Consider the following 21882-nt stretch of genomic DNA (forward strand, 5'->3'; position numbering starts at 1 on the left):
CAGTTGTTATATACATATAGTTTAACAGAAAATGAGTCGTTTGGAATACTTTTTTTAGATATAATACGGATATTTTTAAAAATTCAAATGAAATAGTAAAAATAAATTGGAAAACGAAACAAAAGACGAACAAAACGATTAAGTGATGGGAATTGGTTCATAAAAAAGCACCGAGATATAAATGATTATCTTGGTGCCATATTCATTTTGTTTAACATTAGTTGGGAGTTTTCGTGAAGGAACAAAGGGGCAAAGCAGATATATAGTCCTTTAGTTGACTTTTTTTACTTCGACGCAAGAAGAACTCCGTTTCTGGATTTCCCGCTCCAAACAATCCACTGGTTTGTTTGAACTCGCTTTGCCATACTTTACAGAAGTGACTTGCGAGGCAAGTCTTATTTTAAACCTAGAATGTTATAGCAATCTGCAGCTATTGAGGCGAACGTGCTTTGCCCTATCTCCAGCCTTCAAAAGTTCCACGAATTTTTGAAGTAAGTACTAACAAAGTAAGGAAAATGGAAAACTATAGCTCTGGAAACAATTTTTTCAAAATCTTCGGTGTAATGCTCTGTCCAGGTCCTGTGTAAGTATAGGTGTGCAGGTACATGGCAGGGTTGAAGTTGAGTTCGATGCAGGTGCAGTTGGGCTCGTCCTTGCTGGCTGGCTTGGTGCGGTCGGGGATAATCAAGTCCACACCACAGGCCCAAGCTCCCATAGCAGTCGCCATATCGGCAGCCAGTTGCTTGTAGGACTCGTCCATCTGGTCGGTCATGTCAATGGAATCGCCACCCGTTGAGATATTGGAATTGCCACGCAGAAAGGCTTGAACGCCCTCTGGCAAAACTGTATCGGGCGTGTAGCCTTGTTGCTCCAACATAAGCAGTTCGATGTCGCCCAAGTTGATGATTTCCAGCGGTGAACGGTGGTCACGCCCACGCAGTGGATCTTGGTTTTTTTGGTCCACTAATTCACGGATGGTTGAGCTACCGTCCCCCACGACATTGGCTGCGACGCGGAGCAGGACAGCCTCGCACTTGCCGTCCAAGATGAAGAAGCGGTACTCGGTTCCCTCCACGAATTCCTCCACGAGCACATGGCTGTCTTCTGAAAAGGCGATGTCAAGGGCTTTTTCATAGTCCACAAGGCTCGCTGGCTCCTGGAAGATAGAGATGCCTAGGCCGAAGTTAGTGGATTTTGGTTTGATAACAATAGCAGAGCTGGCTACCTGTCCGTAATACCGAAGGGCATCTTCCTTGTTAGCAAACTCCGCTCCCGCTGGCACTGGAAAACCAGCCTGGTCCAAAATCTTCTTGGTTACGACCTTGTTGGCCATGGCGAGAGGAATAACGTAGTTGTCCTTGGAGGTCATATTGCCATTTTTGATGTATTCAATATGGTCATCATGCCAGAGTTTGAGAAATTGGTCTTCTTCATCCAAAATCTCCACGTTCAAGCCCAGCTGAATGGCGTCGAAGAGAATCATCTGGGTGGAGAGTTCCATGTTTTCATAGCCCTTGAGGGCGTAAGGGGCTGTCCAAGCATAATCATGGAATACTTGTCCTTGCTGCTGACCAAACTTTTCTAGAGACCCATCTTCAACCTGCTCTGCTATTTTTCTGGAAAGGGTCAGATGTGGGTCTTGAAGAGCGGCCTCCACATGTGCAATGAGCTGGCCATAGTAGTCGTCTAGTCCAAAGTGGGCAACTATGGCTTTCATGGCCGTCAAGATTGGCGTGGCATCGGCATCGTTAGGTAGAGGTGAGTGGGGGTGGCTAAGGGCGATGAGATTGTTAAGTTTATCTGCTTTTGCTAGGGTGTTATCAACATCTGTCAGTTGGTCTAGCCAAAGAAGAGATAAGATAAAGAGGTGGACTGTATCAAGGGTTTCCTGACTAATAGCAAGCGGGTCATAGGGGTTAAGGTCAAAGGAACGGAATTCTAAATAAGAAATCCCCTTGCTGAGGTAGTCACGGCTAGTCTTGGCACCACGGAGGCGGACAGCTGAGTAAAATTCCTTCTCAGCGGATAGTTGACCAGACTGGACAGCTTGTTCGATGTCATCCACGTACTGTTCGAGAGAAGAAAAGGAAATATGAACATCATCGGAGTTGACATAGCCGTACTTGGAATTACGAATGGAACGGACGCAACCGACTTCCGTAGTTAGGAATCCTTTTTCGGCTAGGCTACTTGCCCCGTATAGGTAGGTTAAGAGCCAACGATAGTTGAGGAAGTTTTGTGCTAATTTGAGGTAGAGGGTATTTTTGAATGCGATAAAGTCTGTTTCCTCGCTTAATTCAAAAAGTTGTTGGGTTAAGTCTTTTCCTAATTCAAAATTATAGTGGATGCCAGACATAGATTGGACGAGCTTACCATAGCGTTCCCCTAAACCGACACGATATTGGTACTCATAGTCGCTATCTAGTTGAGCAATTTGGATTTCCTCTTCTGAAATCACAGGTGGCATGGATAGGGGCCAGAGGTATTCTTGCTTATCCATAGAACGTGCGGCAACATCTGTAATGGCTCCCAGTAGGCGACGAGCTTCCTTAGTCGACTGAGCGATTGGTGTAATCAACTCTAACTGTGGCTCGCTGTAGTCTGTCTGGATATAGGGGTGGAAGCTACGAGAACCCAGTTTATGAGGATGGGGAGTTTGTGCAACTCTGTGGTTTGAATTGATGCGAAGTGATTCGCGCTCAATTCCAAAAGTAGCCTGAAGAATGGGGCTGTTTGGTGATAATTTTTGTAACATACTAAGTCCTTTATATTTCTGTCAAAGTCTTATTCCAATTTTATCTAGATTGGAGGGCAAATACAAATTTCTGCTACGTTTTTCGTGAAAAATGTACTGAAAATCACGGAAAGCAAACAAAGACTTCGGATTTCTCTGTTAAAAGCATATTTACACATGTCTATCTCGTGTGTTTAATCGGATTTTTTTGAAATATACTTTTTAAAAAATAAAAACATTCGTTATATATGAAATTATTGGAATTTCTTGAAAAAATGTTCGTTTTTTGATAGAATAGTGTGTAAAACGAAACTTGCAGGTGAGATTCCTGCCAGAAGTAGAAGAAAGGCTGGGCTGGTTAGCCAGTTCAGAGAAAGAGTGAATATGACATCAGTAGTTGTTGTAGGAACCCAGTGGGGCGACGAAGGTAAGGGTAAAATTACAGACTTCTTGTCTGCTAATGCTGAAGTAATCGCACGTTATCAAGGTGGTGATAACGCTGGACACACTATCGTTATCGATGGCACTAAATATAAATTGCACTTGATTCCGTCAGGAATCTTCTTCCCAGAAAAGATTTCTGTAATCGGTAATGGTGTGGTTGTCAATCCAAAATCTTTGGTGAAGGAAATCAACTATCTCCATGATTCAGGTGTGACAACAGATAATTTGCGGATTTCAGACCGCGCACACGTCATCTTGCCTTACCACATCAAATTGGACCAGTTGCAAGAAGAGTCTAAAGGTGAGAACAAGATTGGTACAACCAACAAGGGTATCGGTCCTGCTTACATGGACAAGGCAGCCCGTGTCGGTATCCGTATTGCAGACCTCTTGGACAAGGAGATTTTTGCGGAGCGTTTGAGAACAAACTTGGCAGAGAAAAACCGTTTGTTTGAGAAAATGTATGAGTCAACTCCGATTGAGTTTGATGAAATCTTTGAAGAATACTACGCTTACGGTCAAGAAATCAAAAAGTATGTAACAGATACCTCTGTTATCTTGAACGATGCCCTCGATCAAGGCAAACGTGTCTTGTTTGAAGGTGCGCAAGGGGTTATGTTGGATATTGACCAAGGTACCTATCCATTCGTTACTTCTTCAAACCCAGTTGCTGGTGGTGTGACCATCGGTAGTGGTGTCGGCCCAAGCAAGATTGACAAGGTTGTTGGTGTATGTAAGGCTTACACTAGCCGTGTTGGTGACGGACCATTCCCAACTGAATTGCACGATGAAATCGGAGACCGTATCCGCGAAATCGGTAAGGAATACGGTACGACAACTGGCCGTCCACGCCGTGTCGGTTGGTTTGACTCAGTGGTGATGCGCCATAGCCGCCGTGTGTCAGGTATTACCAACTTGTCCCTCAACTCGATTGATGTCTTGTCAGGTCTTGAAACGTTGAAAATCTGCGTGGCTTATGACTTGGATGGTGAGCGTATTGACCACTACCCTGCAAGTTTGGAGCAACTCAAACGTTGCAAACCAATCTATGAAGAAATGCCAGGTTGGTCTGAAGACATCACAGGTGTACGTAGTTTGGATGAATTGCCAGAAGCGGCTCGCAACTATGTTCGTCGTATCAGCGAATTGGTAGGTGTTCGTATCTCAACTTTCTCAGTAGGACCTGGTCGTGAACAGACCAACATCCTTGAGAGTGTATGGAGCGCAAAATAGTGTGCGAAGACTGAACGAAAGTTCGGTCTTTTTCTGTTTGGTCGAATTTTGCTTTCTTGTCCAGAATTTGATATAATCATGCTTATCAAACAATAAAAGAGGTAAACAAATGGAAGGTTTATTTTTGCCGCTTGTCATGGTTGCCATGATTGGTTTTATGTTCTATTCGCAACGTAAACAACAAAAACAACGTCAAGAAGCACTAAATCAAATCAAAAAAGGTGATGAAATTGTGACCATTGGTGGGCTATTTGGTATTGTCGATGAAATCGATGATAAAAAGGTTGTTCTCGATGTTGATGGTGTTTATTTGACATTTGAACGTGGTGCTATTCGTAATCGTGTAGCAAGTTCAGGTACTACATCTGCAGTTGTTGAAGAAGTGGCAGTTGAAACGACAGAAGCGACTCCAGAATCTGCAATTGAAGAATAAGGATGAAAAACCGAGGGAAACCTTGGTTTTCTCTTGTTTTAGCCCTGCCTGATTTTTGCTATCCTAGGTAAAAATATGGTATAATGAAACGATTATATAATAAGGAAAATACCATGTTTAAATTTAATTTTAAAAAGAAAGAAAGCATTGAAACAGCAATTGAAGTCCCTAAGCATATCGCTGTGATTATGGATGGCAATGGCCGTTGGGCGAAAAAGCGGATGCAGCCACGTATTATGGGGCATAAGGCTGGTATGGATGCACTTCAAAAGGTTACCAAGACGGCTTCTGATTTGGGAGTAAAGGTGTTAACTGTTTATGCCTTTTCTACAGAAAACTGGTCTCGACCGGAAAAAGAAGTGAAGTTTATCATGAATCTACCTGTGGAGTTTTATGATAAGTATGTTCCTGAACTCCATGCCAATAATGTCAAAATTCAGATGATTGGTGACCATTCCAAACTTCCTGTTCCGACTCTCAATGCGCTTTATAAAGCTGAACAAAAGACAAAGAGTAACACTGGTTTGATTCTCAATTTCGCTCTTAACTATGGCGGACGTGATGAGGTGACTCGCGCAGTCAAGGCTATTGCACAAGATGTCTTGGATGCCAAGTTCAATCCTGGTGATATTGATGAGAAATTAATAGCGGATTACCTCTATACAGGAACCTTATCACCAACGTTACGCGATCCCGATCTAGTTATCCGTACAAGTGGTGAACTTCGTCTTAGCAACTTCCTGCCGTGGCAAACAGCCTACAGCGAGCTATACTTTACAGATATTGCTTGGCCTGATTTTGATGGAGAAGCACTTAAATTAGCGATTAAAGAATACAACCGTCGCCACAGACGTTTTGGCGGTGTATAAGGAGAAGGTATGACAAACGATTTACAGAAACGAGTGATATTTGGCGGCATTGCTCTAGCTATTTTCATTCCCTTTTTGTTGGCTGGTGGGATGGCATTTCAATTTTTTGTAGGCCTGTTAGCTATCATTGCTACGGCTGAATTGATTAAAATGCATCGCCTAGCACCAAATTCTATCGAGGGTGTCCTAGCTATGTTGGCCAGTTTAGTCTTGGCTCTTCCGCTCCAGAATTATCTGACATTTTTACCGACGGATGGAAATTACACAGCCTACGCCATTGTAGTATTTTTACTGCTTGGTTCGACGGTTTTTAATATCGGCCATTACAACTATTCCGATGTGGTCTTTCCAATTGCCTCAAGTTTCTATGTTGGTATCGGCTTTCATAGTTTGATACTGGCTCGTATGGATGGGCTCAATAAAGTCTTCTTTGCCCTCTGTTTAGTCTGGGCAACAGACATTGGCGCCTACTTAATCGGTCGTCAGATTGGTCGGAGAAAATTATTGCCGAAGGTTTCACCGAATAAAACGGTTGAAGGCTTTGTAGGCGGTATTCTTTCTGCGGTGGTAGTTGCTATCATTTTCTTGATTGTCGATAAGTCCTTGTTGGCGGGCTATTCATTTGGCATGATGTTGTTGTTAGTTGTGATTTTCTCGATATTCTCACAATTCGGAGACTTAGTAGAAAGTGCTATTAAACGCCATTTTGGTGTGAAGGATTCTGGAAAAATTATTCCAGGACACGGCGGTATCCTGGATCGTTTTGACGGTATGATTTTTGTCTTTCCAATTATGCACTTCTTTGGATTATTTTAAGGAGGTACTATGAAGGGAATTTTAGCATTTATATTTATATTTGGTGTGATTGTGGTTGTCCATGAATTTGGTCATTTCTACTTCGCCAAGAAAGCGGGTATCCTTGTGAGGGAATTTGCGATTGGGATGGGTCCCAAAATTTTCGCTCATACGGGTAAGGATGGGACACTTTACACCATCCGTATTCTTCCTCTAGGTGGCTATGTTCGAATGGCTGGATGGGGTGAAGATAAGACAGAGATTAAGACAGGTAGTCCTGCCAGCCTCAGCTTGAATGAAGCTGGTGTTGTGACGCGGATTAATTTGTCTGGTAAGCAACTGGATAGTCTCAGTTTGCCAATGAATGTAACCAGTTTTGACTTTGAAGAAAAATTGGAAATCACAGGCTTGGTCTTGGAAGAAAGCAAGACCTATAAGGTTGATCACGATGCCACGATTGTAGAGGAAGATGGAACAGAAGTTCGGATTGCTCCACTTGATGTTCAGTATCAAAATGCGACAGTCTGGGGTCGGTTGATGACCAACTTTGCGGGTCCCATGAATAACTTTATTTTAGGGATTCTAGTATTTATTCTTTTGTTCTTCATGCAAGGCGGGGTTGCCAACCCATCAAGCAATGCAGTAAGTATTACTGAAGGTGGTGCTTTGCAGGCTGCGGGTGTTGTCACAGGGGACAAGATTCTTTCGGTCAATGGGAACGCGACAGACAGCTATACAGAAGTTGCAACGATTATTAGCAAAGCAGCGACAGATGCAACAACAGCCCCAAGTTTTGATTTGGTTGTTGAGCATGATGGGAAAAAACGTCATGTTTCCGTTACTGCTGAACAAGTAGATGGGGCCTATCGAATTGGTATTTCACCGATTTTGAAAACTGGTTTCGTTGATAAAATTGTCGGTGGTTTCCAAGAAGCGGGAGCGACAGCTCTTAGGGTTGTAACAGCTTTGAAGAATCTAATTGCAAACTTTGATGTTAAGCAGTTGGGGGGGCCGGTTGCTATTTACAAAGTAAGTTCTCAAGCGGCTGAATTTGGTTTGGTTTCTGTATTGGGGCTAATGGCTGCGCTCTCCATTAACCTTGGAATCTTCAATTTGATTCCAATTCCAGCTTTGGATGGTGGTAAGATTGTTATGAATATTCTGGAAGCCATTCGCAGAAAACCACTCAAACCAGAGACGGAATCTTATATCACTCTAGCAGGTGTAGCCGTTATGGTGGTTCTTGTGATAGTAGTCACTTGGAATGATATTATAAGAGTCTTCTTCTAAGATAATTTGAAATTTACGAAAGGAATTGAATGCGTGCTAAACGCAGGATGTTCTGAAAACTACGAAAAAGAAAGGAACAGAGAGTTTTCATATTTGAACTCGAGCGTCAGCGAGGGGTTTGATAAGTGACTTCTGTGATTCCTAATCAAGTAAACTACGAAAGGAATTGAACAAAAGCTAAAAACCTAGTAAAAAAGACCAATCGCCTTGTGCCGATAGGCACTGCGTTGATTGCCTATTTTTATACGGTTTTCTTGACGCTTTTGTATCTTAAATTATGAAACAGTCTAAAATGATTATCCCTACTTTGCGGGAGATGCCTTCGGATGCGTCGGTGATTAGCCACGCTTTGATGTTACGTGCGGGTTATGTCCGTCAGATTTCTGCTGGTATTTACAGCTACTTGCCATTGGCTAACCGTGTGATTGAAAAAGCAAAAAATATCATGCGTGAGGAGTTTGACAAGATTGATGCCATTGAATTTTTGGCACCAGCTCTCTTGTCAGCGGACATTTGGCGTGAGTCGGGTCGTTACGAAACCTACGGTGATGACCTCTACAAGCTCAAAAACCGTGAGGGTTCTGACTTTATCTTGGGACCAACTCACGAAGAAACGGTGACTCTTTTGGCGCGTGATGCGGTCCAGTCTTACAAACAGTTGCCGCTTAACATCTACCAAATCCAATCTAAGTATCGTGATGAAAAACGCCCTCGTAACGGTCTTCTCCGTGGTCGCGAGTTCATCATGAAAGACGGTTACAGCTTCCATGCTAGTTATGAGAGCTTGGACCAGACCTACGATGACTACAAGGCGGCTTACGAGGCAATCTTCACTCGTGCAGGATTGGAGTTCAAGGCCATTATCGGTGACGGTGGTGCCATGGGTGGTAAGGATAGCCAGGAGTTTATGGCCATTACACCAGACCGTACTGACCTGGACCGTTGGGTTGTCTTGGACAAGTCTGTTGCTTCTTTTGAAGAAATCCCAGAGGATGTTCTTGAAGCAATCAAGGAAGAACTCTTGGGATGGTCTGTGTCTGGTGAAGACACCATCGCCTACTCTAGCGAATCAGGTTACGCTGCCAACCTAGAAATGGCAACTAGCGAGTACAAACCAAGTACAGCAGTTGTCGTCGAAGAAGACTTGGTTAAAGTAGCGACACCAGATGCCAAAACCATCGACGAAGTTGCTGCCTTCTTGAATGTTGCGGAAGAGCAAACTATCAAAACCATGCTCTTTATGGCAGACGGTGAGCCAGTTGTTGCCCTTCTTGTTGGCAATGATCAAGTTAACGATGTCAAGTTGAAAAACCACCTTGGAGCAGATTTCTTTGATGTAGCAGGCCCAGCGGATGCGGAAAAAATCTTCGGTGCAGGTTTTGGTTCCCTTGGACCAGTCGGCTTGCCAGAAAACATCAAGATTATTGCAGACCGCAAGGTTCAAGATGTGAAAAATGCTGTTGTCGGTGCTAACGAAGACGGTTTCCACTACACAGGTGCCAATGCAGGGCGTGATTTCCAAGTGACTGAGTATGTGGATATTCGTGAAGTCAAGGAAGGTGAGCCTTCTCCAGATGGACACGGGGTTCTCAACTTTGCTCGTGGTATCGAGATTGGTCACATCTTCAAACTCGGTACACGCTATTCAGACAGCATGAATGCCAACATCTTGGATGAGAATGGTCGTTCTATGCCGATTATCATGGGATGCTACGGAATCGGTGTTAGCCGTCTCTTGTCAGCCGTTCTTGAACAACACGCTCGCCTCTTTGTTAACAAGACACCAAAAGGCGAATACCGTTACGCTTGGGGGGTCAACTTCCCTAAAGAATTGGCACCGTTTGATGTGCATTTGATTCCAGTTAATGTCAAAGATGAAGCGGCAATGGAATTGACTCAGTCTATCGAAGCAAGTTTGGTTGGTGCAGGCTATGAAGTATTAACTGACGACCGTAATGAGCGTGTCGGCGTTAAGTTTTCTGACAGTGACTTGATTGGCTTGCCAATCCGTGTGACTGTTGGTAAGAAAGCAGCTGATGGCATCGTCGAAGTGAAAATTAAGGGCACAGGCGATACTGTAGAAGTCCATGTGGACCAACTCCTTGAAACCTTGCAAATCCTTACAAAAGAAAATGAATAACAGAAAAAGACTTGGTTGATGATAGCCAAGTCTTTGTTGATAAAATGGGAGTGGGAAAGAACTCGACTAGGTCAAAAAGAGTTCGTCAACAATTTTTCGTTTTAAGTTGTTGAGCTGAAACAGTCTATCCCCAGACTGTTTCACTCCCCCCCCCCGCACAGCTCAAACTGTCTGGGAGATAGTTTGAGGTTGGAGATGAAGCGAACTCTGTTCGCATCAGTCGTATAGGTCAGATTTGGAGTGTGAAACACGAATAAATCTGCCAATCAACCACTGCGCTGAGATGTTGATACGAACTCTGATAAGCTGCGCTGGGCTTTTTCCAAAAGCCTATTTTTTATAACATATTTAGTAGGAGGTTATAGAGGATAGCTCCTGCGACTCCTCCAAGAATTGGGCCAGCAACTGGGATCCAGCTATAAGACCAGTCAGAATCTCCCTTGTTAGGAATTGGAAGGATAGCGTGCATGATACGAGGACCTAAGTCACGAGCTGGATTGACTGCGTAGCCTGTCGTTGATCCTAGTGAGAAGCCGATTGCAAATACGATAAGTCCCACGATGATTGGGCCGAGGCCAGCGCTGACATTGTTAGGGCCAATTGCAAGGATTCCCATGACTAAGACAGCTGTACCAAGAGCTTCGCCGAGCAAGTTTGAAGCTGTGTGACGAAGAGCTGGTCCAGTAGAGAAGGTAGCAAGGATTGTTCCGCTATCTTTTGTTTCCTGCCAATGTGGGTAGAAATGGAGATAGAGGACGATGGATGCCAACATTGCTCCAGCAAATTGGGCAAGTAGGAAGCCTGGGACTTGAGCCCATGGTAGGGAGCCGATAGATGCCATTGCGATAGTGACAGCTGGATTCAGGTGGGCAGGTCCAAAAATTCCTGATATGTAGACGGCAATTGTTACAGCGATGCCCCATCCTAGTACGATGGTCAGCCAGCCGCTATTTTCAGCCTTGGTTTTAGAGAGGATGCAGGATGCAACCACACCGTTTCCAAGTAATACTAGTATGAAAGTTCCAAGTAATTCTCCAATCAGATTCATAATGATCTCCTATTTATTGATTGTCAGTTCTTTTAATTGTTCAAGAATAGTCTCCAAGTCAGCTCCAGCCTGTAAGAGAGCTGCGGCAGTATAACAACCTTCGACGACTGGTACGGTTTGGATAAGAAGTTGTTTGTCTGTAAAATCGGCAGCAAGTTCCATGTTCATTCGGGCGCTACCTAGGTCGAAAAAGGCAAGGAGGGTATCAGCAGGGTTTGTTTCAACTCGCTCTTGTACGATTTCAAAGCTGGTACCGATGCTACCATCTTCTAGTCCGCCACAGTAGGTGATGGGAATATCTTTTGCGACTTCAGATACTAGGTCGATGATTCCCTGGGCCAAATTTTTTGAATGGGATACGAGTAAGATACCAACCTTGGTCATAGTCCTGCCTCCAACATGGCTTCAAAGAGAAGTCCAGATGAGAAAGAGCCTGGATCAATGTGTCCAATAGACCTTTCCCCAACATAGGACGCGCGTCCCTTGGTCGCAGCAATATCCTTTGTCCCTTGAACGGCTTTAAGGATAATTTCCGTTGTCAGCTGGCTTTCTCTTAGGGCAGAAATAACAGGAATCCAAACGTCTACCATGGTTTTCTCGCCCAATTCAGCCTTGCCGCGTTTTTGGATCATGTCCAAACCTGCTTGAAGCGTATCTGCCAAATCAGCGCCAGCTTGACTGGCTTTAGTAATACCCATAAAGGCAGAGCCGTATAGAGGACCGGAAGCACCGCCAACCTTGCTGAGAAGTTGCATGGCAACCACCTTAAAGACTTGGTCAGCACTCTCGTAGTCTTTTTCAGATAGCTCCTGCATGACTGCAGCCATTCCGCGTGCCATGTTGCCCCCGTGATCTCCATCTCCGATTGGAGAATCTAGCTCACTCAAATAATCTTTGTTTTCTTGAATTTTTTTGTTGAATGTCTCCATCCAGAGCAGTGCTTGTTTTGCATCCATAGTCTTTCTCCTACCAAGCTACCACTTCAACAAGGGCCTGCAAAGCGTCAATCCAGCTTGGGTCTTCTAGTTTGATTAAGGTCAATGACAGTCCAGCCATATCAATCGATGTCATGTAGTTACCGATTTTCTTGTAGTCAACGACCACACCTTTTTTAGCCAGCAATTGAGCAACGTCGTTGGCAAAGACATATTGTTCCATGAGAGGAGTTGCGCCGAGACCGTTGATAAGGACACCATAGTGCTCGCCATCTTGAATATCAAAGCCTTCTGCCAATTTCTCAACCAATTCTTCAGCCAATTTAGCAGATGGTTGGAGTTTTTCTTTCTTATAGCCAGGTTCACCATGGATACCGACACCGTATTCAAATTCATCCTCTTCAAGGACGAAGCCTGGTTTGCCCACTTCTGGTACCGTAGCACCGGATAGTGCTAAGCCGATAGTCTTGATTTGCGGGACGAGACGGTCAGCCAGTTCCTTGATTTCTGCTAGAGATTTGCCAGTTGTTGCAGCGTGACCGAGAATCTTGTGGACAAGGATGGTACCTGCTACACCACGACGGCCTTGGGTATAGAGGCTATTTTCCACAGCGATATCATCGTCCACGATGACACTGGCCACTTCGATGCCCTCCATTTCCGCCAATTCTTGTGCCATCTCAAAGTTCATGATGTCGCCAGAGTAGTTTTTGATGACCATAAAGACGCCAGCCCCCTCGTCAGCAGCCTTGATGGCTTCCAAGATTTGGTCTGGTGTTGGTGAGGTAAATACTGCGCCACATACAGCGGCGGACAACATGCCCTTGCCGACAAAGCCTGCATGAGAAGGTTCGTGACCAGAGCCACCTCCTGAGATGATGCCGACTTTACCAGTTTTTTCAGCCTTGCGGATAATCACATCAAATCCATCGATACGATCGACAAGATCTTGGTGCATAAAGACAAGTCCTTTTAACATTTCATCAACGACATGTTCAGGTTGATTGATAATTTTTTTCATGAGAAAACTCCTTTGTTTTTTGTTTGCGCTTTCATTCTACATTGTCCAAAAGAAAAAAGGAAGGGACAGATTGTCCAATGTGTCCCTTTTGTTCCAAAGAAAAGCATGATAGGGTATAATAAAGAGGAAGCGAAAGGAAGTGACATATGCCAACCTCGTTGATTACAAAGAAAAGGATTGCAAAGGCTTTTAAAAAACAGCTATCCCAAAAATTCTTTGATAAAATCTCAGTTGTCGACATCATGCAGGAAGCAGGGATTCGTCGTCAAACCTTTTACAACCATTTTTTAGACAAGTATGAGTTGCTGGACTGGATATTTGAGACAGAATTGCAGGAGCAGGTAACTGACAATCTGACCTATATTAGTGGAATCAAGCTTCTGGATGAGCTCTTATACTACATCGAGAGTAACCAATCTTTCTATAGGCAACTCTTTGAGATTAAGGGACAAAATGATTTTGTCAGCTATTTAGAAGGCTACTTTATGGTTTTGATGGAGAAAATTATCAACGAGTACCAGCTCCAGGAGGGGAAAATGATTTCCCAACAGGATAAGCATTTTTTGATTCTCTATCATGCTAATGCTTGGATTGGACTGATAAAGGAAGGACTGACGCAGTCGCCTTGTCAGATTCACAGCTATTGGAAGCAAATGGTGGCTCTTGTTCGCGAGTCGTTTTTGATTTTGTAGGAGTTAATGTATGGTGTTTATTAGAAATAGACAGGCAACAATTATTGAAGATTATTTGGATGGTTTCTGTCGAACCAATCCTAAAGTGAAGAAAGTGAAGGGGCTTCCGATTGTTCTGCAAAGAAGACAAAATGGAGAACTGATTCCGATTGTTTCTGGCGGTGGTTCTGGTCATGAGCCAGCCCATGTTGGCTTCGTCGGTAAAGGAATGCTGACTGCAGCAGTCTATGGAGAGATTTTTACTCCACCAACTGCCGAAGAAGTCTTGGCAGCCATTCGTGCAGTAGATAAGGGCAAGGGAGTTTTTCTGATTGTAAAAAACTTTGAGGCAGACCTTGTCTCTTTTAGAAAAGCCATCAAATTGGCTCGGCAGGAGGGAATTGCAGTCAAGTACATCGTATCCCATGACGATATTTCGGTCGATACTAAGAATAATTTCCGTATGCGGCATAGGGGGCTTGCAGGGACCATTCTACTTCATAAGATATTAGGAGCTGCTGCCCTTACTGGCTATAGCCTGGATGAATTGGAACAGCTGGGACTGTCTCTGGCAACAGAAATTGCGACCATCGGTTTTGCAACCAAGTCGGCCTATTTGCCCAATGCTGCCCTGCCTTTGTTTGATTTGGAGGAGGGACAAATATCTTACGGCATCGGTATCCATGGAGAAGAAGGCTATCGGACCGTTCGTTTTGAATCCTCTGAGCAGTTAGCCAACGAAATTGTGAACAAATTAAAATTAAAATTCCGCTGGAAAGAGGGGGAAGACTACATCCTCCTGGTCAATAATCTTGGATCTCTGTCCGAGGTTGAGCAAGGAATCTTTTTGAACGACATTTGCCAATTTCTAGAACTAGAAGGTCTGAAGCTTTCCTATATAAAAACAGGTAAGTTTATGACTAGTCTAGATATGGGAGGAATTTCTGTCACCCTCTGTCGTGTCAAGGATCAAAAATGGCTGGACTTTTTAGAAGCACCGACAGAAGCTGCGGCTTGGTAGGTTCCTCTTTTCATAGAACATCCACCTCTAGGGGTTTTCCCATAGAGGTTTTTCGTGCACTCTTTCTATTTTTTAGACAAAATACCTTGACAAAAATGGTCAGGGAGGAGAATGGCACTGATAAACAAAAAGTTTGTCATAAAACGATTCAGAAGGATGATAAGATGACAAAGAAAAAACAATTGACCGGACTCGTCCTTGCGACAGGTTTGTCTGTTTTTGGAAGCGAAGTCCAAGCAGACGAAATCGTCACAGCCACTAGTCCAGCAGAGGCGGAAGCTGTCAGTTCGACGACCAGTAGCCAACCGGTCACTGCTCAGGATGTGCAGATGCGCAGGCAGTGGTTGATGAAGCCAGTCAAGTAGCGCAAGCCATTGATACGGGAGTGGCGACAACGGAGCAAGATTGGGTATGCTCGGATTGGCAGTAGGAGTGAGACGGAAAGGAGGGTAGGGATGAGTAATCACGTAGAAAATAAAAAGGATGTAAATCTAATTGTGGCCTATAAATTGGGAGACAGATTGAACGGTATGTCTGCTAAAGATGTTTTAGATGCACACTATAATCACGCAATAAATAACGGCGGCAGAGTTTTGTTTACAGTGCCGACTGAAAATGTGACAAAGGTAGGTAAAAATAAACAACCAGACCAACTCATCATGACACTAGGAGACTTCTCGGACGGCTTTATTGCGGAAGTTGATGATTTTGGAGAGTTCCATAGTAAGACACCAAGTAATGCATATCAAAATCCGTCACAGTTTGATACGATCCAAGAAAGTCAGTCAAATTATACTTGGTTTGAACTAAAAAATCCTAAAAAGCTTGCTACATTAGCTTTAGAACAATTTACAAATGTAAATACAGGTAAGCCACTTATAGAAAGTTTATCAGGTCAATCTTGTCGTATTTATGTTCAGTAAGTACGCTGGAATAACTAGGTATTGAAAAATTCACAATATAAATAAACAAAATCCTCGGAAAGCACTCTGAGGATTTTGTTCTGTGTTCATATTTTTATCAAGTTTATGGTATAATTATTTAGTAGAAAAGTGAAGACGGTGGCTTTCGATTTTCTGAAAGTGAGGTGATGCCTATGGGCAATTCATCAAAATCTAACAGAAAGGCTAACCTATACTTGATGGCAAGTAAACTTGCTCATCAAGTAACGACAAATCCTATACGATTTGTCTAAGGTGCGCACTAGTTTTATTTTTGAAAAATATCGTTTCAAAAATAAAACGTCGGAGGGTTAGTATCAGCTTTTGAAGTTGTACAAACGATTCTAGCTTTTGGTAGCTTTACCATTGCTTTAGTCAGTTTGTGCTATAAAATCTTCAAAGAAAATGACCAAAAGAAATAGCCGTCCATACTTTGGCAAGTAACGGCTATTTCTTTAGCTAAAATTAATGAGCCACCGTCTTTTTAACGGTTCTACGTTGGGTAGTTGTTGACGCAACTACCTTTTTCTATCTCTATTATAACACGAAAGCTTGAAAAAGCCAATTTAAATGGTGGTGTCCTGCCAGAAAAGTCCCTGGCTTAGTCCAAGAAAAATTCTTTCATTTATGGTAAAATGTTTCTAACGAACTACAAAGGAAATAAGTATGTCAGATAAGTTTCAACTCTTGCTACAACAAATCGGAATGCCTCTTGATGCACGACAATCAGGGGCTTTTTCGACTGCAACGATTGAGAAAGTAGTCTTGCACAAGGTCAGCAAACTCTGGGAATTTACCTTCCGTTTTGAAACCCCCTTGCCGCTCATGGACTATCAACTCTTCAAGGCTCGTTTGGCGACGGAGTTTGAAAAGGTGGGCAATAAGATTCAATTTTCTATTGTCAGCGATGCGGAGGCCTTTGAAGCTGGTTTGGTAGAAGCTTATTATCCAGAAGCTTTTACGGAAGATTTGTGCCAGAGTGCAGGCTTCAAGGCTCTTTTTCAGCCATTAGAGGTGACTTATAGAGATGGTGTTTTGTGGATAAAAGGTCCTGAAACCATTGACACAGATCATTTTCGGAAGAATCATCTGCCAAATCTTGTGGAACAATATAAGCGATTTGGTTTTGGCAATCTTGCGGTGGACATCCAAGTCTGTCAGGAAATGACGCAGCAACAAGCGGAGATTTTCCATGCGCAAAATGAAGAAATTTACCAGCAGGCTAATGAAGAAAACTTGGCGGCCCTTGAACAACTAGCTCAAATGGCACCGCCACCAGAGGCAGCTCAGCCATTTGTCCCAGAATATAAGAAAAATCGTCCTGCCAAGGTCAATATCGAAAAGGCTGAGATTACGCCTATGATTGAGGTGGATAGCGAGGAGAACCGGATTGTCTTTGAGGGACTGGTCTTTGAGGTTGAGCAGAAGACGACCAAGACGGGGCGGGTCATTATCAACTTTAAGATGACCGACTATACTTCGTCCTTCACCTTGCAGAAGTGGGCTAAGAATGAGGAAGAGGCCCAGAAGTTTGATATGGTCAAAAAGGGCAACTGGTTGCGGGTGCGAGGCAATGTGGAGACCAATAATTTCACTCGTGATTTGACTATGAACGTGCAGGAAGTCCAAGAGGTCAAGAAGGAAATCCGTAAGGACCTTATGCCTGAAGGGGAGAAACGGGTCGAGTTTCATGCTCATACCAACATGTCTACCATGGATGCCCTGCCTGCTGTTGAGGACTTGGTGGCACGTGCTGCGGCTTGGGGACACAAGGCGGTGGCCATTACTGACCATGGCAATGTCCAGTCCTTCCCCCATGGCTATCATGCTGCCCGTAAAGCTGGAATCAAACCGCTCTTCGGGATGGAGGCCAATATTGTCGAGGACTCTGTGCCCATTGCTTACAACGAAGCAGATGTAGTCCTGTCCGAAGCGACCTATGTGGTCTTTGACGTGGAAACAACCGGTCTCTCTGCAGTCAACAATGCCCTGATTCAGATTGCGGCGTCTAAGATGCACAAGGGCAATATTATTGCAGAATTTGATGAGTTTATCGATCCAGGTCATCCGCTCAGTCAATTTACAACAGATCTGACAGGAATCACTGATGAGCATGTGCGTGGTTCTAAACCTCTGGAACAAGTCCTGCGTGAGTTTCAAGAATTCTGTCAAGATTCCGTCATGGTTGCCCACAACGCGACCTTTGACGTTGGCTTTATGAATGTCAACTATGAACGAGCAGGCTTACCTATTATTAGCCAGCCTGTCATTGATACCTTGGAATTTGCTCGTAACCTCTACCCCGACTTTAAGCGTCATGGTTTAGGTCCTCTCACCAAGCGGTTTGGTGTTGCTCTTGAACACCACCACATGGCCAACTACGATGCGGAGGCGACAGGGCGCCTGCTCTTCATCTTCCTAAAAGATGCTCTGGAGAAGCACAATTTGACCAATCTCAACCAGCTAAATACGGAGCTGATTGCGGAGGATTCCTATAAGAAGGCTCGTGTCAAGCATGCCACGTTATATGTAATCAATCAGGTTGGTTTGAAAAATATGTTCAAACTGGTCTCTCTTTCTAATACCAAGTATTTTGAGGGAGTTCCACGTATTCCACGGACCGTTCTCAATGCCCATCGTGAAGGCTTAATATTGGGAACAGCCTGTCAAGAGGGCGAGGTCTTCGATGATTTACTCTCCAAAGGGATAGATGAAGCGGTTAAAACGGCAGCCTATTATGATTTTATCGAAGTCATGCCACCTGCCCTCTATGCTCCCATGATTGCCAAGGAGCAGTTTAAGGACATGGCAGAGATTGAAGAGACTATCAAGCAGTTGATTGAGGTAGGACGTAGGGCAGGTCTGCCAGTTTTGGCGACAGGAAATGTTCACTATATTGACCCCGAAGAGGAAATCTATCGGGAAATCATTGTTCGTGCTCTAGGTCAAGGGGCACCGATTAACTGGACCATCGGAAATGGTGAGAATGCCCAACCAGCTCCACTACCTAAGGCTCACTTTAGAACGACCAGCGAGATGTTGGACGAGTTTGCCTTCTTGGGAGAAAGTCTGGCGCGTGAGATTGTCATTACCAATCCAAATGCCATGCTCGACCGTTTTGAAGATGTTCAGGTAGTTAAGACCGACCTCTACACGCCTTATATTGAGAAGGCCGAGGAAACGGTGGCGGAATTGACCTATCAAAAAGCCTTTGAAATTTATGGCAATCCTCTGCCTGATATTATTGACCTGCGAATTGAGAAGGAATTGACGTCCATTCTGGGTAATGGTTTCGCCGTGATTTACCTGGCGTCGCAGATGTTGGTGCACCGTTCCAACGAGCGGGGCTACCTGGTGGGTTCACGGGGGTCTGTCGGCTCCAGTTTCGTTGCGACCATGATTGGGATTACCGAGGTAAACCCTATGCCTCCTCACTATGTCTGTCCAAATTGTCAACACAGTGAATTTATCACAGATGGTTCCTATGGTTCAGGTTTTGACCTGCCAGACAAGGATTGTGAAAAGTGTGGGGCCAAGTATAAAAAAGATGGACAGGACATTCCTTTCGAGACCTTCCTTGGTTTCGATGGAGACAAGGTTCCCGATATTGACTTGAACTTCTCAGGGGATGACCAACCCTCTGCCCATTTGGATGTTCGGGATATTTTTGGCGAAGAAAATGCCTTCCGTGCAGGAACGGTAGGTACGGTAGCTGCTAAGACTGCCTATGGTTTTGTCCGAGGCTATGAGCGGGATTATGGCAAATTCTATCGAGATGTGGAAGTGGAGCGGTTGGCTGCTGGCGCGGCAGGTGTCAAACGGACGACTGGTCAGCACCCGGGGGGAATTATCGTATTCCCTGACTACATGGATGTCTATGACTTTACACCTGTTCAGTATCCTGCCGATGATGTGACGGCCAGCTGGCAGACCACCCACTTTAACTTCCACGATATTGATGAAAACGTCTTGAAACTCGATATTCTGGGACACGATGATCCAACCATGGTTCGGAAGTTGCAGGACTTGTCGGGCATTGATCCGCAGACCATTCCTGCTGATGATAAGGGAGTGATGGCCCTCTTTTCTGGTACGGAAATTTTGGGAGTTACCCCAGAGCAGATTGGGACACCGACAGGTATGCTGGGCATTCCTGAATTTGGAACCAACTTTGTACGGGGGATGGTGGAGGAAACCAAACCGACCACTTTTTCGGAACTCTTGCAGTTATCTGGTCTATCGCACGGTACAGACGTTTGGTTGGGCAATGCCCAGGACTTGATTAAGGCAGGAATTGCTAATCTATCTACTGTTATCGGTTGTCGGGATGACATCATGGTTTACCTCATGCACGCAGGTTTGCCACCTAAGATGGCTTTTAATATCATGGAGCGGGTGCGGAAGGGCTTGTGGCTCAAGATTTCTGAGGAAGAGCGAAATGGCTACATTCAAGCCATGAAGGATAACAAGGTTCCAGACTGGTACATCGAATCCTGTGGGAAAATCAAGTACATGTTCCCTAAAGCCCACGCGGCTGCCTACGTTATGATGGCCTTGCGGGTTGCCTATTTCAAGGTTCATCACCCACTTTACTACTATTGTGCTTATTTCTCTATTCGTGCCAAGGCCTTTGATTTGGCGACCATGTCAGGCGGTCTAGATAAAGTCAAGGCTAAGATGGAAGAAATTGCTCTTAAGAAGAAAAACAATGAAGCCTCAAACGTTGAGCAGGACCTTTACACCACCTTAGAATTGGTCAATGAGATGCTGGAACGTGGCTTCAAGTTCGGCAAATTGGACCTTTACAAGTCTCATGCGACCGACTTCTTGATTGAAGAAGATACCCTCATCCCACCATTTGTCGCTATGGATGGTCTGGGAGAGAACGTTGCCAAGCAGGTTGTGGCGGCGCGTGCCGAAGGAGAATTTCTCTCCAAGACAGAACTCCGTAAACGTGGTGGATTGTCAGGTACGCTTGTTGAAAAAATGGATGAAATGGGCATTCTCGGTAAAATGCCAGAGGATAACCAGTTGAGTCTCTTTGATGATTTGTTTTAAACTTGTTCACTGTTTCTTTTGGAAGCAGTGAATTTTTTTTATAAAAAGAAATCAAAACTCTTGACTAATATTTTTGATAGGTATATAATCTCTACATAGTGATAAAAAACTACTATGTAGTAACAATAAGAAAAGAGGAAATCCTATGTCAAACTTTGCAAAACTTCAAGAAACTCGTCGTTCTATCTATGCACTTGGTAAAGAATTGCCAGTATCAAACGAAGAAGTAGTAGCACTTGTTGAGAAAGCCATGAAAGAATCTCCATCAGCTTTCAACTCACAATCAAGCCGTGCAGTTGTACTTTTCGGAGCTGAATCAGATGCTTTCTGGAACGAAATTGCCTACAGCGAATTGGAAAAAGTAACACCTGCAGAAGCTTTTGAAGCTACAAAAGGTCGCTTGGCTGGTTTTGCGGCTGGTGCTGGTACTATCTTGTTCTTCGAAGACCAAGACGTGGTCAAAGGCTTGCAAGAAAGCTTCCCACTTTACGCTGAAAACTTCCCAATCTGGTCTGAACAAGCTCACGGTATCAACTTGTACGCAGTATGGTTGGCTTTCGCTGAGAAAAACATCGGTATGAACGTTCAACATTACAACCCATTGGTTGACGCACAAGTTGCTGAAAAATACGGTATCCCAGCTAACTGGAAACTCCGTGCACAAGCACCATTCGGAAGCATCGCAGCTCCAGCAGCAGACAAAGAATACATGGCGGATGGGGACCGTGTAAAGGTTTTTGGTAACTAATACTCCGCGAAAATTGAAGTCAGACGTTGTTGACTTGATGTGATGAACTTAAGTTCTATCTACATCTGCGTCGCCTAGTCTGACTTCAATTTTCATTGAGTATACATACTTACAGTTTGCTTTATTACGTCGTTAACTCGCTTTGGCGTACTTCAGTACAGCCTTCAGCTGTTGACACGAACTCTGTTCGTTTTATCTCCAACCTCTAACTGTCTCCCAGACAGTTAGAGCTAGTACTAAAAGCAAACTGAGATCTTTATGCTTAGAAAATTGGGATCAGACGTTGTTGACTTGATGTGGTGAGTGTAAAGCTCCAGTGTGGCAACAGATAGAAACCAATCCTATTAAAGAATATTGATTAAACTTCCTGTATCATGAACTGCTCCCTGTCAAGTGGACAATGAAATAATAAAAGATTAGGCGACGGCCTTGTTCCTCATTTCAAGAGGGGCAAGGCCGTTGTTGCGTTCTTGAAATCGTTGATGATTATAAAAATAGATG

Annotated in this window: 18 protein-coding genes; 13 read left to right on the plus strand and 5 right to left on the minus strand. The window is 44.1% G+C overall.

Annotation, left to right across the window (positions count from 1 at the left end):
• Window positions 1-523: 523 nt before the first annotated feature.
• The gene (gene gshAB, locus ODU37_RS03065; protein WP_105159147.1) at window positions 524-2755 is read right to left on the minus strand and encodes a bifunctional glutamate--cysteine ligase GshA/glutathione synthetase GshB; all 2232 of its coding nucleotides are present in this window, start codon (window positions 2753-2755) and stop codon (window positions 524-526) included.
• A 363-nt stretch (window positions 2756-3118) separates the two neighbouring features.
• Between gshAB and ODU37_RS03070 the strand changes: the two genes are divergently transcribed.
• From ODU37_RS03070 to ODU37_RS03095, 6 genes are all read left to right on the plus strand, one after another.
• Window positions 3119-4411, plus strand: coding sequence for an adenylosuccinate synthase (locus tag ODU37_RS03070; protein WP_002937782.1), 1293 nt, complete (start codon window positions 3119-3121; stop codon window positions 4409-4411).
• A 109-nt stretch (window positions 4412-4520) separates the two neighbouring features.
• A complete protein-coding gene (gene yajC, locus ODU37_RS03075) occupies window positions 4521-4844 on the plus strand; it encodes a preprotein translocase subunit YajC (RefSeq protein WP_014638693.1) in 324 nt (107 codons plus the stop codon).
• 113 nt (window positions 4845-4957) lie between these two features.
• Window positions 4958-5713: an isoprenyl transferase gene (locus ODU37_RS03080; protein ID WP_013730586.1), complete on the plus strand. Its 756-nt coding sequence runs from the start codon at window positions 4958-4960 to the stop codon at window positions 5711-5713.
• Window positions 5714-5722: 9 nt separating this feature from the next.
• Window positions 5723-6529, plus strand: a complete 807-nt coding sequence (locus ODU37_RS03085; protein ID WP_014638692.1) for a phosphatidate cytidylyltransferase — start codon at window positions 5723-5725, stop codon at window positions 6527-6529.
• Between the two features lie 9 nt (window positions 6530-6538).
• Window positions 6539-7798, plus strand: a complete 1260-nt coding sequence (locus ODU37_RS03090; RefSeq protein WP_105159148.1) for an RIP metalloprotease — start codon at window positions 6539-6541, stop codon at window positions 7796-7798.
• Window positions 7799-8075: 277 nt separating this feature from the next.
• Window positions 8076-9938 carry a proline--tRNA ligase gene (locus ODU37_RS03095; protein ID WP_024400222.1) on the plus strand — a complete coding sequence of 621 codons (1863 nt, stop codon included), beginning with the start codon at window positions 8076-8078 and terminating at the stop codon, window positions 9936-9938.
• Between the two features lie 337 nt (window positions 9939-10275).
• On the opposite strand, the gene ODU37_RS03100 is transcribed toward ODU37_RS03095, so the two are convergent.
• The 4 genes from ODU37_RS03100 to dhaK are packed head-to-tail and all read right to left on the minus strand — an operon-like array spanning window position 10276 to window position 12942.
• Window positions 10276-10986, minus strand: coding sequence for an MIP/aquaporin family protein (locus tag ODU37_RS03100; RefSeq protein WP_014736436.1), 711 nt, complete (start codon window positions 10984-10986; stop codon window positions 10276-10278).
• Between the two features lie 9 nt (window positions 10987-10995).
• Window positions 10996-11370 (minus strand): dihydroxyacetone kinase phosphoryl donor subunit DhaM, encoded by a 375-nt coding sequence (gene dhaM, locus ODU37_RS03105; RefSeq protein WP_044678288.1) that lies wholly within the window; start codon window positions 11368-11370, stop codon window positions 10996-10998.
• Window positions 11367-11942, minus strand: a complete 576-nt coding sequence (gene dhaL / locus ODU37_RS03110) for a dihydroxyacetone kinase subunit DhaL (protein ID WP_249562340.1) — start codon at window positions 11940-11942, stop codon at window positions 11367-11369. Before dhaL ends, dhaM begins: the two co-directional genes overlap by 4 nt.
• Window positions 11943-11952: 10 nt before the next feature.
• Entirely contained in the window at window positions 11953-12942 is a 990-nt protein-coding gene (gene dhaK / locus ODU37_RS03115; protein WP_398580415.1) for a dihydroxyacetone kinase subunit DhaK, read from the minus strand.
• 146 nt (window positions 12943-13088) lie between these two features.
• Here dhaK and dhaS point away from each other — a divergent pair, with 146 nt between their 5' ends.
• From dhaS to ODU37_RS03150, 7 genes are all read left to right on the plus strand, one after another.
• The gene (dhaS, locus tag ODU37_RS03120) at window positions 13089-13634 is read left to right on the plus strand and encodes a dihydroxyacetone kinase transcriptional activator DhaS (RefSeq protein WP_172013546.1); all 546 of its coding nucleotides are present in this window, start codon (window positions 13089-13091) and stop codon (window positions 13632-13634) included.
• A gap of 10 nt (window positions 13635-13644) precedes the next feature.
• Window positions 13645-14634, plus strand: a complete 990-nt coding sequence (gene dhaQ, locus ODU37_RS03125; RefSeq protein WP_044758337.1) for a DhaKLM operon coactivator DhaQ — start codon at window positions 13645-13647, stop codon at window positions 14632-14634.
• A gap of 164 nt (window positions 14635-14798) precedes the next feature.
• Window positions 14799-14999, plus strand: a complete 201-nt coding sequence (locus ODU37_RS03130; RefSeq protein ID WP_044758340.1) for a hypothetical protein — start codon at window positions 14799-14801, stop codon at window positions 14997-14999.
• Between the two features lie 90 nt (window positions 15000-15089).
• Window positions 15090-15557 (plus strand): hypothetical protein, encoded by a 468-nt coding sequence (locus ODU37_RS03135; RefSeq protein WP_044758342.1) that lies wholly within the window; start codon window positions 15090-15092, stop codon window positions 15555-15557.
• Window positions 15558-15916: 359 nt separating this feature from the next.
• Window positions 15917-15997, plus strand: coding sequence for a putative holin-like toxin (locus ODU37_RS03140; RefSeq protein WP_079397083.1), 81 nt, complete (start codon window positions 15917-15919; stop codon window positions 15995-15997).
• 244 nt (window positions 15998-16241) lie between these two features.
• Complete coding sequence (locus tag ODU37_RS03145) at window positions 16242-20633, plus strand: PolC-type DNA polymerase III (protein WP_249562341.1); 4392 nt, start codon at window positions 16242-16244, stop codon at window positions 20631-20633.
• A 145-nt stretch (window positions 20634-20778) separates the two neighbouring features.
• Window positions 20779-21381: a nitroreductase family protein gene (locus ODU37_RS03150; protein WP_044758344.1), complete on the plus strand. Its 603-nt coding sequence runs from the start codon at window positions 20779-20781 to the stop codon at window positions 21379-21381.
• Window positions 21382-21882: the final 501 nt, after the last annotated feature.

Origin of the sequence: Streptococcus sp. 2021WUSS109 (genome assembly GCF_044427305.1) — a bacterium.
Lineage (GTDB): Bacteria > Bacillota > Bacilli > Lactobacillales > Streptococcaceae > Streptococcus > Streptococcus suis.